Annotated in this window: 20 protein-coding genes, 2 tRNA genes and 2 pseudogenes; 15 read left to right on the top strand and 9 right to left on the bottom strand. The window is 62.5% G+C overall.

Annotated elements, in window-relative coordinates; genetic code table 11:
* Window positions 1-58: 58 nt before the first annotated feature.
* The 6 genes from nusG to AC4DF4_RS04830 form a co-directional block, all read right to left on the bottom strand.
* The gene (nusG, locus tag AC4DF4_RS04805) at window positions 59-628 is read right to left on the bottom strand and encodes a transcription termination/antitermination protein NusG (RefSeq protein ID WP_488258839.1); all 570 of its coding nucleotides are present in this window, start codon (window positions 626-628) and stop codon (window positions 59-61) included.
* Window positions 629-670: 42 nt separating this feature from the next.
* Window positions 671-922, bottom strand: a complete 252-nt coding sequence (locus AC4DF4_RS04810; RefSeq protein WP_490046979.1) for a preprotein translocase subunit SecE — start codon at window positions 920-922, stop codon at window positions 671-673.
* Between the two features lie 34 nt (window positions 923-956).
* A tRNA-Trp gene (locus tag AC4DF4_RS04815) sits at window positions 957-1,032 on the bottom strand.
* Between the two features lie 95 nt (window positions 1,033-1,127).
* Entirely contained in the window at window positions 1,128-2,312 is a 1,185-nt protein-coding gene (gene tuf / locus AC4DF4_RS04820) for an elongation factor Tu (protein ID WP_490046980.1), read from the bottom strand.
* A 48-nt stretch (window positions 2,313-2,360) separates the two neighbouring features.
* Window positions 2,361-2,435: transfer RNA gene (locus tag AC4DF4_RS04825), tRNA-Thr, on the bottom strand.
* A 190-nt stretch (window positions 2,436-2,625) separates the two neighbouring features.
* Window positions 2,626-3,477, bottom strand: coding sequence for a TIGR00282 family metallophosphoesterase (locus tag AC4DF4_RS04830; RefSeq protein ID WP_490046981.1), 852 nt, complete (start codon window positions 3,475-3,477; stop codon window positions 2,626-2,628).
* Window positions 3,478-3,504: 27 nt separating this feature from the next.
* Between AC4DF4_RS04830 and AC4DF4_RS04835 the strand changes: the two genes are divergently transcribed.
* Entirely contained in the window at window positions 3,505-4,785 is a 1,281-nt protein-coding gene (locus AC4DF4_RS04835; RefSeq protein WP_490046982.1) for an N-acetylmuramoyl-L-alanine amidase family protein, read from the top strand.
* Here the strand turns inward: AC4DF4_RS04835 and AC4DF4_RS04840 are convergent.
* Window positions 4,782-5,195 (bottom strand): hypothetical protein, encoded by a 414-nt coding sequence (locus AC4DF4_RS04840; protein WP_490046983.1) that lies wholly within the window; start codon window positions 5,193-5,195, stop codon window positions 4,782-4,784. The two genes, AC4DF4_RS04835 and AC4DF4_RS04840, sit on opposite strands and share 4 nt — an antisense overlap.
* A gap of 64 nt (window positions 5,196-5,259) precedes the next feature.
* Window positions 5,260-5,478 carry a hypothetical protein gene (locus AC4DF4_RS04845; RefSeq protein WP_490046984.1) on the bottom strand — a complete coding sequence of 73 codons (219 nt, stop codon included), beginning with the start codon at window positions 5,476-5,478 and terminating at the stop codon, window positions 5,260-5,262.
* A gap of 209 nt (window positions 5,479-5,687) precedes the next feature.
* On the opposite strand from AC4DF4_RS04845, the gene thiH reads away from it, so the two are divergent.
* The 6 genes and pseudogenes from thiH to AC4DF4_RS04875 form a co-directional block, all read left to right on the top strand.
* Window positions 5,688-6,824: a 2-iminoacetate synthase ThiH gene (thiH, locus tag AC4DF4_RS04850; RefSeq protein WP_490046985.1), complete on the top strand. Its 1,137-nt coding sequence runs from the start codon at window positions 5,688-5,690 to the stop codon at window positions 6,822-6,824.
* Between the two features lie 221 nt (window positions 6,825-7,045).
* Complete coding sequence (locus AC4DF4_RS04855; RefSeq protein WP_490046986.1) at window positions 7,046-7,339, top strand: hypothetical protein; 294 nt, start codon at window positions 7,046-7,048, stop codon at window positions 7,337-7,339.
* Window positions 7,336-8,079, top strand: coding sequence for a zinc metallopeptidase (locus AC4DF4_RS04860; protein ID WP_490046987.1), 744 nt, complete (start codon window positions 7,336-7,338; stop codon window positions 8,077-8,079). The genes AC4DF4_RS04855 and AC4DF4_RS04860 overlap by 4 nt, the downstream gene beginning before the upstream one ends.
* 57 nt (window positions 8,080-8,136) lie before the next feature.
* Complete coding sequence (lpxK, locus tag AC4DF4_RS04865) at window positions 8,137-9,348, top strand: tetraacyldisaccharide 4'-kinase (protein WP_490046988.1); 1,212 nt, start codon at window positions 8,137-8,139, stop codon at window positions 9,346-9,348.
* Between the two features lie 227 nt (window positions 9,349-9,575).
* Window positions 9,576-10,427 carry a fatty acid desaturase family protein gene (locus AC4DF4_RS04870; protein WP_490046989.1) on the top strand — a complete coding sequence of 284 codons (852 nt, stop codon included), beginning with the start codon at window positions 9,576-9,578 and terminating at the stop codon, window positions 10,425-10,427.
* Window positions 10,417-11,082: pseudogene (locus AC4DF4_RS04875) on the top strand (diiron oxygenase); the annotation flags it as partial. The gene AC4DF4_RS04870 and the pseudogene AC4DF4_RS04875, both read left to right, overlap by 11 nt.
* A gap of 180 nt (window positions 11,083-11,262) precedes the next feature.
* Here the strand turns inward: AC4DF4_RS04875 and AC4DF4_RS04880 are convergent.
* A complete protein-coding gene (locus AC4DF4_RS04880; protein ID WP_490046997.1) occupies window positions 11,263-12,150 on the bottom strand; it encodes a hypothetical protein in 888 nt (295 codons plus the stop codon).
* A 111-nt stretch (window positions 12,151-12,261) separates the two neighbouring features.
* Between AC4DF4_RS04880 and AC4DF4_RS04885 the strand changes: the two genes are divergently transcribed.
* The 8 genes and pseudogenes from AC4DF4_RS04885 to AC4DF4_RS04920 all read left to right on the top strand — a co-directional run bounded on the left by AC4DF4_RS04885 (window position 12,262) and on the right by AC4DF4_RS04920 (window position 21,096).
* Window positions 12,262-12,897, top strand: a complete 636-nt coding sequence (locus AC4DF4_RS04885; RefSeq protein ID WP_490046990.1) for a hypothetical protein — start codon at window positions 12,262-12,264, stop codon at window positions 12,895-12,897.
* Between the two features lie 5 nt (window positions 12,898-12,902).
* Complete coding sequence (locus AC4DF4_RS04890) at window positions 12,903-14,381, top strand: DNA polymerase Y family protein (RefSeq protein WP_490046991.1); 1,479 nt, start codon at window positions 12,903-12,905, stop codon at window positions 14,379-14,381.
* Window positions 14,378-17,482, top strand: coding sequence for a DNA polymerase III subunit alpha (locus AC4DF4_RS04895; protein ID WP_490046992.1), 3,105 nt, complete (start codon window positions 14,378-14,380; stop codon window positions 17,480-17,482). The genes AC4DF4_RS04890 and AC4DF4_RS04895 overlap by 4 nt, the downstream gene beginning before the upstream one ends.
* A gap of 595 nt (window positions 17,483-18,077) precedes the next feature.
* Window positions 18,078-19,406 carry a Fic family protein gene (locus AC4DF4_RS04900; protein WP_490046993.1) on the top strand — a complete coding sequence of 443 codons (1,329 nt, stop codon included), beginning with the start codon at window positions 18,078-18,080 and terminating at the stop codon, window positions 19,404-19,406.
* Between the two features lie 39 nt (window positions 19,407-19,445).
* Window positions 19,446-19,583: a hypothetical protein gene (locus AC4DF4_RS04905; protein WP_490046994.1), complete on the top strand. Its 138-nt coding sequence runs from the start codon at window positions 19,446-19,448 to the stop codon at window positions 19,581-19,583.
* Window positions 19,584-19,628: 45 nt separating this feature from the next.
* A pseudogene (locus AC4DF4_RS04910) lies at window positions 19,629-19,685 on the top strand (hypothetical protein); the annotation flags it as partial.
* Between the two features lie 316 nt (window positions 19,686-20,001).
* Window positions 20,002-20,781, top strand: a complete 780-nt coding sequence (locus tag AC4DF4_RS04915; RefSeq protein ID WP_490046996.1) for a DEAD/DEAH box helicase family protein — start codon at window positions 20,002-20,004, stop codon at window positions 20,779-20,781.
* 21 nt (window positions 20,782-20,802) lie between these two features.
* A complete protein-coding gene (locus AC4DF4_RS04920) occupies window positions 20,803-21,096 on the top strand; it encodes a hypothetical protein (RefSeq protein WP_490046995.1) in 294 nt (97 codons plus the stop codon).
* The last annotated feature ends 43 nt before the right edge of the window (window positions 21,097-21,139 follow it).

A 21,139-nucleotide genomic window follows, 5' to 3' on the forward strand; every position in this document is an offset into this window, starting at 1 on the left:
TGCGGTTAAACTTGCGGGAGAGGGGTGGTTGTATATTCAGCGATGCAGGTCCAGACAATTATGCTCTTTCGACCTGCCAATATTCGAGTTCGACCGGAGTGCTGCGTCCGAAGATGGTCACCGACACGCGGAGCTTGCCGCGTTCCGGGTCGATTTCCTCGACAACGCCGTTCTGGCTTTGGAACGGCCCGTCGGCCACCTTGACGGTGTCGCCGACTTCGAAACTGATCGCAGGCCGGACGCTTTCCTCGCGCTCCTTGATCTGCGAAAGCATCGCTTCCACTTCGCGGGGACGCATCGGTGCGGGACGGTCCTTGGTGCCGGCGAAGCCGATCACGCCGTCCATTTCCTTGATGAAAAACCAGGTCTTCTCGACGAGCTGGTTGTCCTCGGTGGCGAGGTTCATGTTGACGATGATGTAGCCGGGGAAGAATTTCTTCTTGGTCTCGGTCTTCTTGCCGCGGCGGATTTCGGAGACCATTTCGGTCGGCACGAGCACCTCGCGGATGTATTCAGTCATCCCTTCGGCCTCGGCGGTGCGGGCGATGCGGTCACGGACTTTGCCTTCCTGGCCGGAGAGGACCTGGACAACGTACCATTGGTCGCGGAATGAATTGGATTCTGACATGACGGGTCGGTCGGAGATGGAATGAGAAGGACGGCAAGGGCTTTAGCGGCCGAAGCTGGAGAAGAGATATTCGACAAAATCATGGGAGGAGCCGACGATCAAAACGTCGAAGAAATCCCAGAACTGAACGAATCCCGCGAGCAGGATCATGGCGATGAGGACGACGATGGTCGAGTCAACGAGTTCCTTGTATTTCTTAAGGCCCTTGATTTTCGGGTCGGATTCCCAAGGCCAGCTCGCTTTGTGGAGCTCGCCTTTTACTTCGCCCAGGAAATTGGAGATTTTCGAAAACATGATGTGTCGCTTGACTGGAAACTGAACTGGAAAGTGGCACGGCAGGGGGGACTCGAACCCACAACATTCGGTTTTGGAGACCGACGCTCTACCAATTGAACTACTGCCGTTTTGAGGCGACCAAAGGGCACCCCGCTTTCGAAGCGGGATGCCCTGGGGCCGAGCATTCCCGCGGACCAGCCGCGGAAAGCCTCGCTGCTAAGACTTACTTGATGATTTCACCCACGCGGCCGGCACCCACGGTACGGCCACCTTCGCGAATCGCGAAGCGCATGGTCGGTTCCATGGCGATCGGGGTGATGAGCTCAACCTCGAGGTTGATGTTGTCACCGGGCATCACCATTTCGACGCCTTCAGGAAGCTTGATGCTGCCGGTCACGTCGGTGGTGCGGAAATAAAACTGAGGACGATAGTTCGAGAAGAACGGGGTGTGGCGGCCGCCTTCTTCTTTCGAAAGAACGTAGATCTCGGACTTGAAGACCGTGTGGCCCTTGACGGTGCCGACCTTGGCGATGACTTGGCCACGCTCAACCTGGTCTTTTTTGAGACCACGAACGAGGAGACCGACGTTGTCACCGGCACGACCTTCGTCGAGCAGCTTGCGGAACATTTCGATGTCGGTGACGGTGGTCTTCTGCGTGTCGCGGATACCAACGATTTCGACTTCTTCCATCTTCTTGACGATACCGCGCTCGATACGGCCGGTGCAAACCGTTCCACGACCTTCGATCGAGAACACGTCTTCGATCGGCATGAGGAAGGTTTTGTCAATCGGACGCTCAGGCTCGGGGATGTAGGAATCCACGGCGTCCATGAGTTTCATGATGTTCGCCTTTTGAGCTTCGTCGCCTTCAAGAGCGGCCTTGGCCGAGCCCATGACGATCGGGATGTCATCACCCGGGAATTCATACATGGAGAGCAAATCGCGCACTTCCATTTCGACGAGTTCGAGGAGCTCGGCGTCGTCCACAAGGTCAACCTTGTTCATGAAAACCACGAGAGCGGGAACGCCGACCTGACGGGCAAGCAGGATGTGCTCGCGGGTCTGTGGCATCGGGCCGTCCGCAGCGGAAACAACGAGGATGCCGCCGTCCATCTGGGCCGCGCCGGTGATCATGTTTTTCACATAGTCGGCGTGACCGGGGCAGTCCACGTGGGCGTAATGGCGCTTGACGGTTTCATATTCCACGTGGGCGGTGTTGATGGTGATACCGCGCTCACGTTCTTCAGGAGCTGCGTCGATGTCGGCGTAGCTTTTCTTTTGGGCAAGGCCGTGGTCAGCGAGCGTGTTGGTGATCGCTGCAGTGAGGGTGGTTTTGCCGTGGTCGACGTGACCGATGGTTCCGATGTTAACGTGCGGCTTGTTGCGCTGGAATGATTCTTTAGCCATGGTGGTTGTTGTTCTTCTTGAGACGATTGAGATTATTCGAGATTGCCCTGGAGCTCGCGGGGGGAATTGAACCCCCGACCTCATCCTTACCAAGGATGCGCTCTACCCCTGAGCTACGCGAGCAATCTGATATGTGATGCTCCACCTTCAACCCGACAAAAACACCGCGGCCGATCTCAAAAAGACGAGACTAGACGCGGCACCCCTGACTTGCTGTGGGGAAGAGCGGCGGGACCTTAGCAAAGCCGGTCACTCTGTCAAAAAAAATCTCAATGAAAAGAAAATTTATCCAAATCCCCTGAAAATGTAAGGATCAGGAGGCGGAAGCTCCCGCCTCAGGCACCATGATCGAGAGCCTTCGGATGGCCAAACAGGTGCCGGTTTCCGCATCCACGTCCACAATCACGCCGCACAAGCGGACCGGACCTTTCGCGATCGGGAAACGCGTGGGCATTCCCGATTTGAAGCGCCAGACCACTGACTCGATGCTGCGTCCGAGCACGGATTCCTCCGGCCCGCACATTCCGGCGTCGGTGAGGTAGCCGGTGCCGCCGGGAAAAATGTTCTCATCCGCGGTTTGCACGTGGGTGTGGGTGCCGACGACGAGCGAAACCTTCCCGTCGAGCATCCGGCCCATCGCGATTTTCTCACTGGTCGTTTCCGCATGGAAATCAAGCACGATGATCTTCACCCCGTTCGCCCGCAGACGCTCCGCTTCCTTTTCCACGGCGAGATACGGGTTTTCCAAAGGCGGTTGGATGAATGAGCGACCCTGTGCCTGGATCACGCCGATCCGGCCTTTTGCGGTCTCCAAAACCACGCTGCCGGCTCCCGGCGTGCCTTCCGGATAATTCAGCGGACGCAGCAACCGCGGCTCCGTCGGGAAATAATCGACGATTTCCTGCTGGTCCCACACATGGTCGCCCGTCGTGATGACCGCCGCGCCGGCCCGCAGCAGGTCGATCGCGATTTTCGGCGTGATCCCCTTCCCTCCCGCCGAATTTTCACCATTCACGATGCAAAAATCGAGTCCCTCTGACTGTTTAAGGAGCGGCAACTGCTCGATCACCGCCTTGCGTCCAGGCTCGCCAACAACATCACCGAGAAATAAAATACGAATTGCTGGCATAAATAATGGAGTCCTGCGGGAAAATTCCACATTCATCCGCTTCCCGACAATCCTATTTCCTGAATGAGCCTATTCTCCAAGCGTGATCGCCCGCTTTTCGTCCTCGCAATCGTGCTGCTGGTCGTCGTTGCGTATTTCGTCTCACGCCCCGCTCCACCGCCTGTCCCGGCGACTCCGCCGCCCGCGCCACCGCGCCCGGCGCTCTCGATGCTCGCCCTCCCGCCGGACTGGCGCGCGCTGGAAATCTACCAGAATACCATCACCCGCGAGGAGTTCGAGTGGCTGCTCACCACGGTTTTCACCACCGGCAACGCCTGGCAGACGTGTATCGCCATCGACGCCACCGAGGCCCGCATTCAAACCGGCAACTCCCCCGCCGATGAAATCTTCCACCTTCGCTTCGCCCCCGCGGAATCCGCCGCCCCCCGTCATTGGCGCTCCGCCAAAGAACTCCCGCCGACCTCTCCGGAAAAGCCCCTCGCCGACCTGAAAATCGCCATCGACCCCGGCCACATCGGCGGCGAGTGGGCGAAACTCGAGGAACGCTGGTTCGTCGTCGGCAGCGGCACACCCGTGCAGGAAGGCGACATGACCCTCCTGGTCGCGAACCTCCTCAAACCGCGGCTCGAAGCCCTCGGCGCGACCGTTTCCCTCGTCCGCGACAAGACCGAACCCGTCACCTCCATCCGCCCGGACGCCCTGCTCTCGCTCGCCCAGGATTCCACCGCCGGATCGCCCCAAAAACTCGCCGAGCGCCTCTTCTACCGCACCGCCGAAATCCGCGCCCGCGCCGACCTCGTCAACCAGTCGCTCAAGCCCGACCTCGTCCTCTGCCTCCACTTCAACGCCGAAGCCTGGGGCGACCCTAACCAACCCATTCTCATCGACCGCTCCCACCTCCATCTTCTGCTGAACGGTGCCTACACCGACGAGGAAGTCCTGCTCGCCGACCAGCGTTTCGCCCTGCTCCAAAAACTCCTCCAACGCACCCATCAGGAAGAAGTCCTCGTCGGAGCCACCGTCGCCGGGACCTTCGCCGAGATCAGCTGTCTGCCAGCCTACGCCTACCCGGCCGAGTCCAAAACCGTCCGCCCCGTCGCCGGCCAGCCCTACCTCTGGGTCCGTAACCTGCTCGCCAACCGACTCTACGACTGCCCCGTCATTTTCATGGAACCCTACGTCATGAACTCCACCATCGACCACGCCCGCATCCAGGCAGGCGACTACGGCGGACTCCGCGAAATTTCCGGAAAACTCCAGCCCTCGATCTTCCACGAATACGCCGACGCGCTCGCCGAAGGGCTGGCAAGACACTACCGCCGCTCACGGCCAACACCCCGTTAGAAGCGCCCGTTCTCGGCACGCTCTTTGGCATACACCGGTGCCAGGCTGACGATGCAGCAGATCGCCAGCACCAGACAACTGAGCCGGGTCGCCGGAAACTCGTTCCCCACCACGAACATTCCCAAAAACCCGATCCCCTCGGAAAACGCCAGACCCACGATCATCGCCGGCAGCTTCCTGGGAACCGACTTGATGCGCGGGATCCAAGTGAACCGGATCGCCAATGCCGCGAGCGCCAGACCGCCCGCCACCGCCAGCACCCACTGCGGCGGATTTCCCTGATCCACCCCTTTCGGAATCCCTCCGCCCACGAAAAACTGGATCGCCACCAGCCCTTGCAGAATCGCGAACCAGATGATCCAGAACACAAGAACAGTCGGCGGCTTGGGAGAGTCTTGTTGGGGAATCACGAGCGGAAACTGCCAAGCGCCGTTCCTGAGCTCAAGCCCCAAGATCCCGGCTTCCGCGCCAAGCTCACTCCAAAACCATCCACCGGTGCATCGTCACCCGCGAGTTGAACCAGGAAATCTCATCCCGCACCGCATGGCCGACGATCACCTTGGCCGCCAGCGGATCCGCCTGAATCCATTTTCCGTCGCGGAGATAAACCATCACATGCCGGCCATCCGCGGTCACCGCCAGATCTCCCAGCGAAAGGTTGCTGAAATCCAAATCCCGCAGCTTCCCGCTCACCCCCAGCGGGCGGGTGAATCCCCGCGATGAATAACAGCCGGTGAAATTGACGAATCATCCCCGTGTCATCTTCCGGCTTGGAGTGATTTACGAGTGAGAAACCCGCCTTCATGGAAATTTCACGCGGGCTTCATGGACTTCCATGCCTCCTTAAAACTCCACAAACCACCTTTGACGTGCGCCCGTTGAAGAAGCACATTCCGCCCGCCATGGCCTTCGCCGATGTATTTCCCGATCTCTTGAAACGCCCGACGCCGTTGATGCGGCGGTTCCTGCAGCTCGTTTCCGAGGAAACCGGCGGCCCGCTCGAAGCGCTGGCTCGGCAAAGCCAGCAGGTGACGCGGCGGCATTTCGGCAAGACGATGCGCTTGTTCGCCCCGCTCTACGTCTCCAACGAGTGCGTCAACAACTGTAGCTACTGCGGCTTCTCGCGCGATGCCGGGATTTTCCGGACAACCCTAACGGTGGACCAGGTGGTGACCGAGGCGCGGCATCTCCACGGGCTCGGATTCCGCAACGTCCTGCTCGTCGCCGGCGAGCACCCGAAGTTCGTCTCCGACGGCTATCTGCAAAACTGCCTCGACGCGCTCAAGCCGTTCATCCCCACCCTCGCCCTCGAAGTCGGGCCGATGGAGGACGACCAATACGCGGAAATCGTCGGCCACGGCGCGGAAGGGCTCGTCGTTTACCAGGAAACCTATCAGCGCGAGACCTACACCCAGCTCCACACCGCCGGGCCGAAGAAGAACTTCGACTGGCGGCTGGACTGCCCGGAGCGGGCGTATGCCGGCGGCTTCCGGCGCATCGGGATCGGCGCGCTGTTCGGGCTGGCGAACTGGAAATCCGAGGCGCTCGCGCTGTGCGCCCACCTGGAGTATTTATACAAACATTGCTGGAAGGCGCAGTTCACCGTCGCCTTCCCGCGGATGCGGCCGTATGCGGGAAATTACGAATACCAGCCGGACCCGGATCTCTATCTGCCGGACAGGGAGTTCGTGCGCCTCATCGCGGTCTTCCGGCTGCTTTTCCCGCAGGTCGGCATCGTCGTCTCCACCCGCGAGCCCGCGCCGTTGCGGGACGCGATCGCCACGCTCGGCGTCACCCACATGTCCGCCGGGGCCAAGACCGAGCCGGGCGGCTACACCGGCGCGGGCAGCGACGACCTGCACCTCACGGTGAAGGGCCGCCGCGTGGAGCTCACCGAAAGATCCGGCTGCGAGAAGGCGACCGAGCAGTTTCAAATCCACGACACCCGCAGCCCGGCCGAGGTCGCCGCGATGCTGCGCGGGCAGAACCTCGATCCGGTGTGGAAAGACTGGGACGAGTCGCTGCTGGCGCTCGCGTGATCGAAGAGCGTGTTCCGGCTGAGACAGCCGGGACGCATTCCCAAAACCGTCTTTGACGGAACGACGATCTATCGGCAGCCTGTGACCGCCAGCACCAGGCTTCCCGCAGTCCTCAATTTGCTGGGAGCGGTCATCTCACCCTGCTGGCCTCGACGTGGTTCGCGCAAGGAATCATCGTCCGGGAAGCCCGCCAATTCGCTTTGAGCAAGACGCGGACCTACTTGGAACCGGCAATCCCGAAGGCGGAGAAAATCAGCCGTGAAATCGCTGCATACCGCGAATCGCCGAACGAGTGGCTGCTGGAAATCGCAGAAGGAGCCAGCGACCGGGCACGCGATTTCGAATTTCCTGAAGTCAGAAATCCGCTCGCACGCACGGCTCTGGATTTCATGTACGCGCGTTCGCACTTTTCCGATTGTCTCAGTCGGAACACTTCCCCATTGGAAAATCCCCGGCCTTTTCCACCAGGAAATCAGTTGCGACAAAATCAAAGCGCCGTAAACATTGCCCCATGAATTCGGACATTCTCTCGCTCGCCCAAGTCGGCCTCGCTCCCGGCGGTTTTTCGATGACCTACATCGTCATCATCGGCGTTTCCATGCTGGCGAGCTTCCTGATCAGCGGCACGCTCAAGCGCCGGTTCAACGAGTATTCGCAAATCCCGATCCGCATGACCGGCGCGCAGATCGCCGAGGCCATGCTCCGCCAGCACGGGATCAACGACGTCCAGGTCATTTGCACGCCCGGCCACCTCACCGACCACTACGACCCGACGAAAAAGACCGTCAATCTCAGTGAATCGGTCTATTCGGTCAACTCCGTGGCCGCCGCCGCCGTTGCCGCCCACGAATGCGGCCACGCCGTCCAGCACCAGCAGGCTTACCATTGGCTCGGACTCCGCTCGAAGCTCGTGCCTGCCGTCGAGTTCTCCAGCAAGATGCTTAACTGGCTGATGATCATCGGTATTCTCGGCATTGGCGTGGCCCACAGCCCGATGATGCTGTGGGCGTGGGTGGTGCTTTTCGGAGTCACCACGGTTTTCTCGGTCGTCACGCTGCCCGTCGAGTTCGACGCCAGCCGCCGCGCGCTGGCTTGGATGGAAACCAGCGGAGTCGCCGCCAGCATGGAGCACGACAAGGCGAAGAACGCGCTGTTTTGGGCCGCCATGACTTACTTTGCCGCCGCCGTCGGCTCGATCGCCCAGCTCGCCTATTTCCTGATGATGGCCCTCGGCGGCCGCCGGGATGAGAATTGACCGGGCCGTTTGGCGCTTGCCCGCAGGCGGAGCGGCGGGACATGGTCGGTGCAGGCCATGAAGGAACTCATCGAAGAACTCGAACGCTGGGGAGCGGATGTGATCTTCGGGCGCGCCAAGGGCCTGCGGGCGGCGCTGATGCGGTTTGCGATGCTGGCGCTTTCCGGGGTTTTCCGGATGATCGTGCAAATCCGGCTGTGGCGCTACCGCAGTGGCTGGCGCGCGCAGCATCATTTGGGGACGCAGGTGGTGGCCATCGGCAATATCACGGTGGGCGGCACGGGCAAGACGCCGGTGGTCGAGTTGCTGGCGAAATCGCTGCGCGACCGGGGAAGGCGGGTGGCGATCCTTTCCCGCGGCTACAAGAGCAAGAAACTCGACCGGCCGCAGAAGTGGCAGGATTCGAACGGGCGCGCGATTCCGGAAGATAAGATGCCCAAGGTCGTTTCGACGGGCAGCGCGCTGTTGCTGGATTCCAAATACGCGGGCGACGAGCCGTTCATGCTCGCCCGGAATCTCGACGGCGTGGCGGTGGTGGTGGACAAGAACCGGGTGAAGGGCGGGCTTTTCGCCGTCGGCCAGCTCGCCGCGGACACACTGCTGCTCGATGACGGGATGCAATATCTCGATCTCGCGCACTCGATCGACATCGTGCTGGTGGACGCCGGTTCGCCGTTCGGCACGGAGGCGCTGCTGCCGCGCGGAACGCTGCGCGAGCCGCCGAAAAACCTGCGGCGCGCGAGTTACATCCTCATCACCAAGTGCACCGGCAGCTCGAACGAGGCGCTGGTTTCCCGCATCCGGAAATACAACAAGACGGCGGAAATCATCGAGTGCACGCACGGGCCGATCTATCTGGAAAACGTCTTCACGCGCGAGCGGCAGCCGCTGGAGTTCCTCAAGGACAAGTGGGTCGGGGCGATCAGCGCGATCGCTGTGCCCGAGGCCTTTGAGGGCTCGCTGGCAAAACTCGGCGCGCGGGTGGAAATCCAGCGGCGTTTTTCCGATCACTACCGGTTTTCCCGCAAGGAGGTGGAGCATTTCATGCAGCGCTGCGTGGAGCGGGACATGGAGTTGATCGTGACCACGGAGAAAGACGCGGTGCGTTTTCCCAAGCCGGCCTCGATCGACGTGCCGGTCTATTTCCTGCGGATCGAGGTGGAGATTCTCAAAGGCCGGGAAATCTGGGACGACTTGGTCATGCGGATTTGCAACCCGCCACCGGTGTTCCAGTCGGTGCTGCGGAATAGGCACGCCTACCGGCCATGAACGTGGCGGCGGTTTCCAACCGCCAAGCCTTTTCCTTGATACCGGACCGTTCTCGAAGCCAGCCAGCTTGCTGTCTTGGGACAGGTGATGAAGGACGCCGCTAACAGCACATTCGGTCAGAGGAGGCTGGATTTGTTTTCGTTGGAACTCAATTCCGCCCAGGGCGGGGAGGACTTTGGATAAGGTTTGATCGGTAGCCCTGGCTGGCGTGGAATGCGGGTGCGCCCATGAAGCTCTACCGGCTATTTCCCAAGCTCCGCCATCTCGCGGACTTGCGGACGCTTGTGTTCGTGGTGGTGGCCTTGGTGTTGCTGGGCGGCTCGTGGAGCCGCTTGCTGCGGAATCCCCTGGCGATGGCGGCTTCTTGTCTGATGGCCTTCGTGTGCTGCATCATCGCCCACAACCACATGCACCAACCGGTGTTTCACGGGCGTTTCTGGAACCGCGTTTTCCAGGTCTTCCTGATGTTCGGCTCCGGGCAGCCGCCGACCGGGATCATCACGGCACACAACGAACGGCATCACGGGAACCCGGATTCCGAACACGATTTCGTCCGCACCAGCTTGGTCGGCTCGCGCTGGAATTTCGTCAACCTGTTGGTGTTCCCATTTCGATCGGTGGTGGCGATGGTCCGCGAGAAATCAAACGATCTGGCAAAATGGAAAATCTCGCGACCTCGGCTTTACCGGCAGGCGGTGTTGGAGCGCTCGGTTTTTTACGCCGCACTAATTTTGTTAGCAATTGTCGATTGGCAGGCGACCCTGCTGTTTCTAATACTGCCGTGGCTAGGAGCGCAGCTGACGCTGGTGGGGATAAACCTGTTGCAACTCCAGGACTGCGACACCGCATCGGAATACGATCACTCGCGGAATGTCACGGGCGTGGTGGCGAACTGGATTCTGCTCAACAACGGCTTCCATACCGCGCATCACCTTCGCCCGTCGCTGCACTGGAGCCTGCTGCCGGACTTCCACCGTCGCCAGGTGGTGCCGCGAATGAATCCGGCGCTGGATCACCGGACTTTCCTCGGCTTGCTCATCGAACGCTTGCGCCGCCCGCCCGTTTCCCATGCCCGCTGAAGCCGCCACCACCCGTCCGGCAATCGATTTTTCCCGGCCGTTCCTTCCGGCCCGGTTGACGACTCTGGCGCACGCGCCTTCTTGGAAATCGTTAAAAACACGCCACCAACTCCGCTACACGCAACTCTACGCACTCTATCTAAACGAGCAAACGGTGTTTTTCGAGGAACTGCTGGCGACCAACGTGCTGCCTGCGCTTTACCAACGCCCGGACCGGATCGGCGAGGAACTCGCGGAGGATTTGCAGCGCTTCGAGGCCGAGGAGCGGCGACATTCAAGCTGGTTCCGCGAGATAAACCGGCGGGGCGATCCGGACCGCTTTTCACTGGACGAGGGGACCTATGTCTTCATCCCGGCCGATGCGCGGATGCGGGCGGTGACGGCTTGGTTCGCGCGCCGTCCCTTCGCCTTTCCCTGCTGGATCTGGCTGATGTTGTTGCAGGAGGAACGATCGATCTCGGTGGCGCGGGAATGCTTGGCCAAGGACAGCGGACTGGAGCCCGAGTTTGTCGCGCTGCACCGCAAACACATGGCGGACGAAGTGGATCACGTGCATTGGGACATCAAACTCGTCGAGCAAGTGTGGCTGCCAATGCCAATGTGGAAACGCCGGCTGCAAACGCGGATTTTCGGCGTGATGATGGCGGAGTTTTTCACCGCGCCGAAGCGGGCGGGCAAGGCGGTCTTGCAGGCCTTGCTCGATGAGTTCCCCGAACTCGCGCGGCTAGGGAAGGATCTCCATCGCGAGTTGGGAGCGCTTGCAACATCGCGCGATTATCATGCCAGCCTTTACAGCCGGGAAATCACGCCGCGCGCTTTCGCGTTGTTCGATGAACTACCGGAGTTTAAAAACATCGGCCGACACCAGAACGACCGCCAGCGCGGTGCGGGCAGTGAGCGATTTGAAATCAAGCACCGTCCGGCATTTCAACCAGGCCCATACGAAACGCGCCGTCTGCACGGTGAACGCGGCATAAAACAACGTGTAATAACTTTGGCGGAAATGAAACCCGAGATCGATCACCGAAATCGCCGCCGCAATGCCGATCTGCGCCCGACGGCCGACCGGCGAAGTCGCCGGATCGGTCAGCATGTAGAAAGTGAACAAGAAAAACGCAGGCGCGCTGAGCGTGCCGAGCCAGATCGCCTCGGGCGGCACGTGATGCCGCATCACCCAGGCGCGCAACCCGGTTTGCATGAGATAGAAAACCAGAAATGATCCGACCATCCAACTGCGGCCGATCCGCGGCATGAACACCACCATCGCCAATCCCGCCAGAAACAACGCGATCGCCCAGGTGCCGCCCCATTGATAGGCCGGCGCCGGCGAGACCAGACCGCCGCCGAGCGCCATGCTCGCGATCAGTCCGAACAAGGCCGGGTTATAGGCGTGCCGGCCATTGACCGTGAACAAATGCTTCGAGCCGATCGCTAACAAAGGCGGCAGCATCGGCAACCAAGTGCTCGACCCACAATCAAGCAACAGCGAAAGACCGCAGCCAGTGATCAGTCCGCTCCACGGAAATCCGCCCCGCTTGCGCAGCAGCCGATCGAGCAGGAAATCCGCAACGACGGCGGTGCTCACCGTCAGCGCGACCTGCCACGGCGTCCGCCCGAAACCGAGAAATGCCAGGCCACAGACGACGTAGGTGCCGAGCAGCAGCGCGAACCACGGCCGGGGATCACTTTTCAGCGATGTTTTGTCATGCATCGCGGGCAGCAAGTCCGGAGAGTTCTCCCCGGGGCCATTCGCAATTTCGAGAACTCCGAGCCCGGAAACGCGGACCTTAAAGTGTTCGCTTGAACATTAAAAAAATGCCCTTAGGGTCCCGCCATGGCCTTGCCGGCAGTGGAGATTTTACGACAGCAATTGCGCGACAAGTTCCCGCAAGCCCATGGCTTGCGGCCGGAGCCGGTGTCGCCCGCACCGCGGGGAAAGCCTTTCCGCGCCGAGGCTTTTCCCCTCGGAGCCATCTCGGAAGTCGTGCCTGCGGGACCCGGCGCGGGCGTCGCCCTGCTGGTGGCCGGGCTGCTTGGCGAGCCCGCGGAAACAAGCCCGCACCCGGAGCTGGTGCTCGTCGATGGCGCGGATGCCTTCGATCCCGGTTCCTTCACCGGCGCGGCTTGCTCGAAGCTGTTATGGGTCCGCTGCGGCTCGGCGCTGGACATGCTCAAGGCGGCGGATTTGCTCGTTCATGACGGCAACCTGCCGTTCGTGCTGCTGGATGCGACCGGCGTGGCGCGGCGCGATCTCAACTCGCTTCCGGCGGCGGCCTGGTGGCGGCTGAAACAAGCGGTCGAGCGCACCGGCGGGCGGCTGGTCGTGCTGGCCGCCTTCCCGCTGGTGCCGTGCGCGAGTCTGCGGCTGTCGCTCTCCGCCGGGCTTTCGCTGCATGATTTCGACCGCCCGCGCGGCGAGTTGCTAGAGCGCCTGCACGCCGTCCCGGAGCAAATCCGCCGCGCCACCTGACCGCCATGTTCGCCGCGCTCCATCTCCCGGATTTCCCGGTCGCCGCCGCCTTGCGGAGCCAGCCCGCGGCGCGGGATTTCCCCTGCGCCATCCTCGCCGTGCGGGGGGCGCGTGATCCGCAGGAAAAACTGCCGCTGCTTTCGATCAACCGCGCCGCGCGCAGGGCGGGCATCGGGCCGGGCTGGCCGCTCAACCGGGCGCTCGTCCGCTGCCCGGACCTGCGGGTGATCCCGCGCGATCCGGCGGCGGAAACCGCCTTGCGGGACGAACTCGTCTTCCTCGGCGAGTCGCTCACGCCGGATGTCGAGATGACGGCGGCGGATTCGGTGACGCTCGATCTATCATGTCGGACGGCGCCGGTGTGCGCGGCCTTGAACGGCTTGTCGCTGGCTGGCGCGGAAGTCCATCACGCCCGCGCGGACACGCCCGACCTCGCCGATCTGGCCGCCCGACACGAGGCGACGCGGGGACGCGTCGTTTCTCTCGCGGATCTCGCGCCGTTGCCGCTCGGCGCGCTCGGTTCGATCTCGCAAGACCCCGCTGCGCTCGCGCTGCTGGATTTATGGGGGCTGCGGACGCTGGGAGATTTCATAAAACTGCCGCGGCAAGCCCTCGTCGAGCGGCTTGGCCCGGAACCGGGGAGATGGCACGACATTCTCCACGGCAAATCCTGCCGCCTGCTGTGCCTCCATCGGCCGCCGGAATCCTTCGCGCAGACGTTCGATTTCGAGGACGCCGTGGTCTCGCTCGAGCCCGTGGTTTTCGCCCTCAAACGGCTGCTGCACACCCTCGCCGGGCGGCTCGCGTCACGGCATCTGGCCGCGAGCCGGCTGGATTTCAGGCTCATCCTGGAATCCGGCGGCGAGCTGGCGCGGCGGATCCGGCTGCCCGAGCCGCAGACCGCCGTCGAGGGGATGTTAGCACCGCTGCAGACCTTGTTGGAATCGCTGCGGCCCGACGCCGCGGTGGCGGCATTGCAGCTCGATGCCGAGACGAGCTTCGCCACGGCGGCGCAGCGCGAATGGTTCGGCCGGCACCTGCCGCAGCCGGAACGCTGGGCGGAAACGCTGGCGAAACTCGAAGCGCTGCTAGGCCCGGGACGCGTCGGCATCCCGGTGCCGGCGGAGTCGTTTTCGCCGGACGCCTTCAGCCTGCTCCCGGCGGCGGGAAACCGGGTGGCGCCCACAAATCCGTTAGCCCGGCCGGACTGCCCGGTGCCCTTGCACCGGTTCCGCCCGCCCCGTGAAATCGCGGTGGCCTACGAATCGCGCGGCCGCCAGCCGTGGCCGATGGCACTGCTCAACGGCCCGCATCCGGGCGAAATCACCGGCCGCCGCGGCCCCTTCCCGGCGTCCGGCGCGTGGTGGGAACCGGCCGGAGCGTGGCAGCGGCTGGAGTGGGACGTCCAGCTGGCGGGCGGCCATCTGCTGCGGCTCGTTTTCCAAACGCCGGACCGCTGGACACTCGACGGGATTTACCGATGAAACCGGAGTTCGCAGAGCTGCACGCGCATTCCGCCTTCTCGTTCCTGCTAGGCGCGAGCCAGCCGGAAACCATGATCCGGCGCGCCGCGGAACTCGGCTACGAAACCATCGCCATCACCGACCGCGCGGGCTTTTACGGCTCCGCCCGCGCCCACCACGCGGCCAAGGAATGCGGCGTCCGCGCGGTGGTCGGCAGCGTGCTCGATCTGCCGGACGGGACGCGCTTTCCGGTGCTTTGCGCCTCGCGCGACGGCTATCGGGCGCTGTCGCGGCATCTCACGGACCGCCACCTGCTGCCGGGCGAAGATCACGGGTTTTCTGCAACAGGAAACCATCTGCTCGCCCTCACCGGCGACCGCGACGGACCGCTCTGCCGTCCCTTGCTGGCCAACGACCGGCAGGGCGCGCTGCGCGCCGCCGAGCACTTGACCGGGCTTTTCGGCCGGGCCAACGTCTATGTGGAAATTCACCGCCACGGCCTGCGGGACGACGGCCGGCTGAACCGCGAGCTCGTCGATCTGGCGGCCCATCTCCGGCTGCCGCTGTTAGCCAGCAACGCGCCGCTGCACGCGACGCGCGGCGACCGCCGGCTGGCGGACGCCTTCGCCTGTCTCCGCCACCACCTGCCGCTCGACCGGGCGGGCCGCCTGCTCGCGCCCAACGGCGAGCGGCATTTGAAATCCCCGCGTGAAATGGCGGCGCTGTTTTCCGACCTGCCAGAAGCTGTTGGAAACACGCTGCGCCTCGCGGACCGGATCGGCTTCACCCTGGAAAACCTCGACTACCGCTTCCCGGATTTCCCGGACGGCCGGGGGAACCCGCTTTCGCTCACCGAGCAGACGACGCTTCTGCGCCGCCACGCCTACGCCGGCGCCTCGCGGCGTTACGGGATTTGCAGCGAGCGGGTGAAAAACCAGATGGAGCACGAGCTGGCGATGATCCACCGCTTGGGATTTCCCGGCTATTTCCTCATCGTCCACGACCTCGTCGAGTTCGCCCGCGGCCGCGGCATCCTCTGCCAGGGCCGCGGCTCGGCGGCGAACTCGGTGGTCTGTTACGCGCTGGGCATCACCGCGGTCGATCCCGTCGGCAGCGGACTGTTGTTCGAGCGCTTTCTATCCGAAAACCGCCGGAGCTGGCCGGACATCGACATCGACTTCCCCTCCGGCGGACGGCGCGAGGAAGTGATCCAGCACGTTTTCAAAAAATACGGCGCGCGCAACGCGGCGATGACCGCCAACGTCATCACCTACCGGCCGAAATCCGCGTTCCGGGAAATGAGCAAGGTGCTGGGTTTCCCGCCCTCGGTGGCGGAGCGGTTTTCCGGCAGCGCGTCTTCTTCCGAGGGCGGAAAGGCGGCGTTCGAGGAGCGCGTCGCCGGTATTTTGCCGCCGTCGCATCCACGGCTGCCGGCGCTTTGCCATCTCTATGATGCCGTGCTCGGGATGCCGCGCCACCTCGGCCAGCACTCCGGCGGGATGATCGTCTGCGACCACGGGCTCGACGCGGTGGTGCCGTTGCAACCCGCCACCATGCCGGGGCGCACCGTCGTCCAGTGGGACAAGGACGACTGCGAGGACATGGGGATGGTGAAAATCGACCTGCTCGGGCTCGGCATGTTAGCCGCGCTCGAGCACGCCTTGGAAATCCGCTCCCGCCTCGGCCAGCCGCTCGATCTGGCGGCGATCCCGAAGGACGATCCGGCGGTTTTCGAGATGCTTTCCCGCGCCGACACCATCGGCACTTTCCAGGTCGAGAGCCGCGCGCAGATGGCCACCTTGCCGGTCATGCGGCCTCGGACGTTTTACGATCTCGCCATCCAGGTCGCCATCATCCGGCCCGGCCCGATCGTGGGCGACCTCGTCCACCCCTACCTGAACCGGCGCAACGGCCGCGAGAAAATCGACTGCATCCACCCCGCTTGTGAGGAAATCCTGGCGCGCACGTTAGGCGTCCCGTTGTTTCAGGAACAAGTGCTGCGGATGGCGATGGCGGTGGCCGGATTCAGCGGCGCGGAGGCCGACGAACTCCGGCGGGCGATGGCCTTCAAGCGCAGCGACGACCGCATGGAAAACGTCACCGCCAAGCTCCGCCTGCGGATGAGCGAGCGCGGAGTCGCGGCCGAGGTGCAGGAGAAAATCGTCGCGTCTATCGACTCGTTCGCGCTCTACGGATTTCCGGAGAGCCACGCCATTTCCTTCGCGCTCATCGCCTACGCGAGCTGCTGGCTCAAGGTCCACCACCCGGCGGAATTCTACGCGGGGCTCGTCAACCACCAGCCGATGGGTTTCTACTCGGTCAACACGCTGCTGCAGGACGCGCAACGCCACGGCATCCGCATCAGGCCGGTTTCGTGTATCCGGAGCGGCGAGCTAACGGAGGTGGAAAACGCCGCCACCCTGCGCCTCGGCCTGCACCGCATCAAAGGCTTGTCCGTTGCGACCAGGGGCCGGATCATCGGCGAAAGGGAAAAATCACCGTTTTCCTCGCTGGAGGATTTCCTCGCGCGGGTGCGGCCGGGCGCGAAGGAAAAGCGCGCGCTCGCCCAGGCCGGCGCTTTAAACGGGCTGCCGGAAATCGACCACCGCCGCGAGGCTTTGTGGCAAGTCGAGCTGCCCTTGCACGACGACCTGCTGCTGCCGCGCCGCCCGGTCCGGCACGGGATTCTTCCAGTCATGTCGGCGGCGGAGCGCTTGTCGGCCGACTTCGCCACGCAAGGAGCCAGCACCGGCCCGCACCCGATGTTTCTCTGGCGGGAACATCATGGCACTCGCGACATTCTACGCGCCAGCGATTTACAAAACCTCCCGCACGGCATTCCCGTCACCGTCGCCGGCATGGCGATCTGCCGCCAACGGCCCGGCACCGCCAAGGGACATTGCTTCATTTCTCTCGAAGACGAGACCGGCATCGCCAACCTCTTCGTCCCGAAAACCACGTTTCACCGCCTGCGGGGCGTGATCACCAGCGAGCCGTTTCTCCGGGTGGAGGGCATTCTCCAGCGCTCCGAGGGCGACCAGCCCACTGTCTATGTCTTCCACATCGAGGCGCTGTCCGGGATCGAGCCGGAGCACGCCGCGCGGTCGCATGATTTCCACTGACGCCCTTAAAACGTCATCGGCGGATGTTGAAGGGGGAACCTACAACATCCGCCGACTTGTTTTGGGGGGAGTGCGTCGTGGTCCGCGTCACTTTGGGGGGAGATGTGACAGCGGCGACACCCAAGATGTATCTCATTTCCGGCCACAAACCATGACGTGATCGCGTAGGGATGAATCCTTTTTCATCCGGAAATCCGATTCCCCCGCCCGCCGAGTCGGCGGAGGTTGGAGGGGGAACCCACAACCTCCGCCGACTGGTCTTTGGGGGGAGATTTTTCGGGGGGAGATCACCCGCTCACGGCAAGCACTGGGGGGCTGCGTTTGCCGTGAATCACGGGATCTTGTTTTCCCTGCTTCCGCCCGCACGCCGTGGCGTGGAACTTTCGCAAGGATCATTAATTCATCATTTATCGAAGATGAGTTCAAGCAATTTCCCACACTAAATCCAAAGTCAGGGCCGGAGAGAAAACTGTGAGGTGCCGCAAAACGGCGAGGCACCGCATTCTCCTAATTTTTTCCAAATTAGGAATTGGATTGATACTCGGGGCATTTGCTCCTAATTTGCTCCTAGTTTTCCAAAGCTTAGGAGCAAATCATGAAATTCCCCCAATCGCCACCTGCCTGGCAACCGCTGATGGATCGTGCGATCCAGCAGGGGAAGGGAGACGCGTTCATGGAAATCAGCCATCAGGAGAACCTGAGGCCGGACCGGTATTTGCACTGGGATGATTTCCGCTACCGTGCTGCGGACAAGGACGGCCTGACGAAAGAAGAGCAGTGGGCGGCGATCCGGATGGGGCGGGCGATGCGTTCCCAGCCGCTGCCGTTGCTGGACACGAAAGGGCAGCCGTTCACCTTTTTTCTGACTCCGAAGGCTTACGGGCTGCTTCGGGAAATCGACCTCCACTGCGGGGCCGCGCCGTCCGGGAGCGCCGTGGTGCGGGAGGAAGCGAGCCGCCATCAGTTCGATTCGCTGATGGAGGAGGCGCTGACGTCGAGCCAGCTGGAGGGGGCGGTCGTCACCCGGTGGGAGGCCCGGGAAATGGTCCGCAACCAGCGCCCGCCAGCCACCGAACACGAACGGATGGTGATGAACAACTACCGCACGATGCGACTGCTCACGGAGTTGAAAGAGCAGCCGCTCACTCCGGAGATGGTCCTGCGCATTCACCGTGAAGTGACGGCGGGCACCTTGAAGGACGCGGCGTATGAAGGAAAGCTCCGCGGCGCGGGCGACGACGTGCGGGTGGAGGACGAGGAGAGCGGCGAGGTGTTCCACACGCCGCCGGACGCATCCGCCCTGCCGGAGCGGATCGGGAAGCTTCGCGAGTTCGCTAACGAAGCCGGGATGACGGGCTTTCTCCATCCCGTGATCCGCTCCATCGTGCTGCATTTCTGGATCGCCTATGACCATCCGTTTGTGGATGGCAACGGCCGGACCGCGCGGGCTTTGTTCTACGGGTCAATGCTCCGGAACGACTACTGGCTAGCGGAGTATTTCTCCATCTCCCATGAAATTCTCAAGGCGCCCAAGCAATACTATCGGGCTTTCCTGCACACCGAAACCGATGGCAGCGATCTGAACTATTTCATCCTCCATCAGCTGGAGGTCATCTGCGCTTCGATCGCCACGCTCAAGGAATCCATCCGCACCAAACAGGAGGAAGCAGAGTCCCTGCGCCGGAATCTCGGGGCGGGTGGCGAGTTCAACCACCGCCAGATCGCGCTGCTCAAACATGCGCTCAAACATCCGTTCGCGGCTTACACCGTGGTCGGCCACCAGACGTCCCACGGCACTTCCAACCAGACGGCGAAAAACGACATCGCGGCCCTCGAAGCGAAGGGCTTTCTCCAGCGCGACAAGGTCGGCAAGGCGTTTGTTTACAGCCCGGCCCCGGATCTCGCGGGGAAACTGGGTTTGTGATAGTCACATCGATTCTATACTGGTAGATCTCCATCAGCTATGAAGCAGTCAAACCAAAGCGCCGGCCTGACAGGTGCCATCCGAGGCTGCGCCTCATGGCAGGACATCCAGAACAAGTGGCGGGATTTTCCGGAGAAACAGAAAGGCGATCTCTTCGAAGAGCTCGTCAAAGCCTAGCTCCAGCTGGACCCGGAATACGCCAGCAATCTCAAGCACGTCTGGCTGGGCGGTGAAGTCCCGCAAGCCATCGCCCGGAAACTCAGGCTCCCCGCCACCGACCAAGGCATCGACATCGTCGCCGAGACCCACGACGGCGAGTTCTGGGCGGTCCAAGTGCAAGTATCGCCAGGAAACGGATCACTCGCTGACCTGGCGCGATCTATCCACTTTCACCGGTCTCGCCTTCGGGGGCTGCCATGGATTTTCCTTCGGCGTCGTCTGCTCCACCACCGAGCGCTTCACCCATGTGCTCAAGGGTCAGCAACGCATCGGTTTCTGCGCGCTGGATGTCTGGCAGGCGCTCGATGCCGATTTTCTCAAACGCCTGCGGACCCACCTCGCCCACAAGCCAGCACCGCTGAAGCCGCTCAAACCCATGCCACACCAGAAGGGCGCGGTGAAGGACGGCCACGGGCATTTCGTCATCGAGAAATTCACGCGCGGCAAACTCATCATGCCCTGCGGCAGCGGCAAGAGCCTCACCGCGTATTGGATCGCCGGGGAACTCGGCGCCCGCAGCATCGTCATCGCCGTGCCGAGTCTCGCGCTCATCCGCCAGACGCTCAAAGTCTGGCTGCGCGAAACCCAGGCGAACCAACAGGAAGTCGAGTGGATCTTCGTGTGCAGCGACGAATCCGCCGGCCGCGTCGAGCGCGACGACAACGCCGTCCTCCGCCAGGACCTCGGCGTGCCCTGCCTCACCGATCCCAAGGAAATCGCCGCCTGGCTGAAACGCAAACACCCCGGCCTCACCGTCGTCTTCACCACCTATCAGAGCGGCGAGACCCTCGCCAAGGCCGCGCGCGCCGCCAAGTTCAGCTTCGATCTCGGCATCATGGACGAGGCGCACAAGACCGTCGGCGATGGCGAGAAGCTCTTCTCCCACCTGCTGCATGACAAGAACCTGCCAATCCGCCGCCGCCTGTTCATGACCGCGACCGAGCGGCGTTACGCGGGCCAGAGCGACACCGTGCTCAGCATGGATGATCCCGCCACCTACGGCGAATCCTTCCACCTGCTCTCGTTCAAGCGGGCGATGGAATACGACCCGCCCATTCTATCCGATTACAAGATCATCAGCATCGCCGTCTCGCGCGAGGAAGTCGCGGAACTGATCCGGAAAAACACTTTTGTCCGGCCCGACAAAGGCCCGTAGAACGAGGAAATCGAGGCTGACATGCTCGCGTCCCTCATCGCCCTGCGCAAGGCGATGAAGAAATACCCGATCCAACACGCCGTCTCCTTCCACGGCAGCATCCAGCGCGCGGAATTGTTCAAGACCCACAACGACGCCTTCAGCAAATCGTTCCGCAAATACGGCAAACTCGAAACCTTCCACGTCTCCGGCAAAACCCCCACCGGCACCCGCGCCCGAGTCATCGGCGAGTTCGCCCGAGCCGAGCGTGCCCTCATCACCAACGCCCGCTGCCTCACTTTGGCGGACCCGAAAGTTCGACCACGGAGGGGCTAAACTAAGCTGGTGTGGTGGGGCGCGGGAAAGAGATAGGTGATCA

The sequence above is a fragment of the Luteolibacter sp. genome, assembly GCF_058122085.1.

Bases quoted from the DNA above. Each gene is read 5' to 3' on its own strand.
- AC4DF4_RS04830 (WP_490046981.1), bottom strand. From the start codon at position 3,477: ATGAATGTGGAATTTTCCCGCAGGACTCCATTATTTATGCCAGCAATT.
- lpxK (WP_490046988.1), top strand. From the start codon at position 8,137: ATGAAGGAACTCATCGAAGAACTCGAACGCTGGGGAGCGGATGTGATC.
- AC4DF4_RS04915 (WP_490046996.1), top strand. From the start codon at position 20,002: ATGCCACACCAGAAGGGCGCGGTGAAGGACGGCCACGGGCATTTCGTC.
- AC4DF4_RS04870 (WP_490046989.1), top strand. From the start codon at position 9,576: ATGAAGCTCTACCGGCTATTTCCCAAGCTCCGCCATCTCGCGGACTTG.
- AC4DF4_RS04810 (WP_490046979.1), bottom strand. From the start codon at position 922: ATGTTTTCGAAAATCTCCAATTTCCTGGGCGAAGTAAAAGGCGAGCTC.
- AC4DF4_RS04895 (WP_490046992.1), top strand. From the start codon at position 14,378: ATGAAACCGGAGTTCGCAGAGCTGCACGCGCATTCCGCCTTCTCGTTC.
- AC4DF4_RS04905 (WP_490046994.1), top strand. From the start codon at position 19,446: ATGAAGCAGTCAAACCAAAGCGCCGGCCTGACAGGTGCCATCCGAGGC.
- AC4DF4_RS04900 (WP_490046993.1), top strand. From the start codon at position 18,078: ATGAAATTCCCCCAATCGCCACCTGCCTGGCAACCGCTGATGGATCGT.
- tuf (WP_490046980.1), bottom strand. From the start codon at position 2,312: ATGGCTAAAGAATCATTCCAGCGCAACAAGCCGCACGTTAACATCGGA.
- thiH (WP_490046985.1), top strand. From the start codon at position 5,688: ATGGCCTTCGCCGATGTATTTCCCGATCTCTTGAAACGCCCGACGCCG.
- AC4DF4_RS04835 (WP_490046982.1), top strand. From the start codon at position 3,505: ATGAGCCTATTCTCCAAGCGTGATCGCCCGCTTTTCGTCCTCGCAATC.
- nusG (WP_488258839.1), bottom strand. From the start codon at position 628: ATGTCAGAATCCAATTCATTCCGCGACCAATGGTACGTTGTCCAGGTC.
- AC4DF4_RS04920 (WP_490046995.1), top strand. From the start codon at position 20,803: ATGCTCGCGTCCCTCATCGCCCTGCGCAAGGCGATGAAGAAATACCCG.
- AC4DF4_RS04885 (WP_490046990.1), top strand. From the start codon at position 12,262: ATGGCCTTGCCGGCAGTGGAGATTTTACGACAGCAATTGCGCGACAAG.
- AC4DF4_RS04860 (WP_490046987.1), top strand. From the start codon at position 7,336: ATGAATTCGGACATTCTCTCGCTCGCCCAAGTCGGCCTCGCTCCCGGC.
- AC4DF4_RS04890 (WP_490046991.1), top strand. From the start codon at position 12,903: ATGTTCGCCGCGCTCCATCTCCCGGATTTCCCGGTCGCCGCCGCCTTG.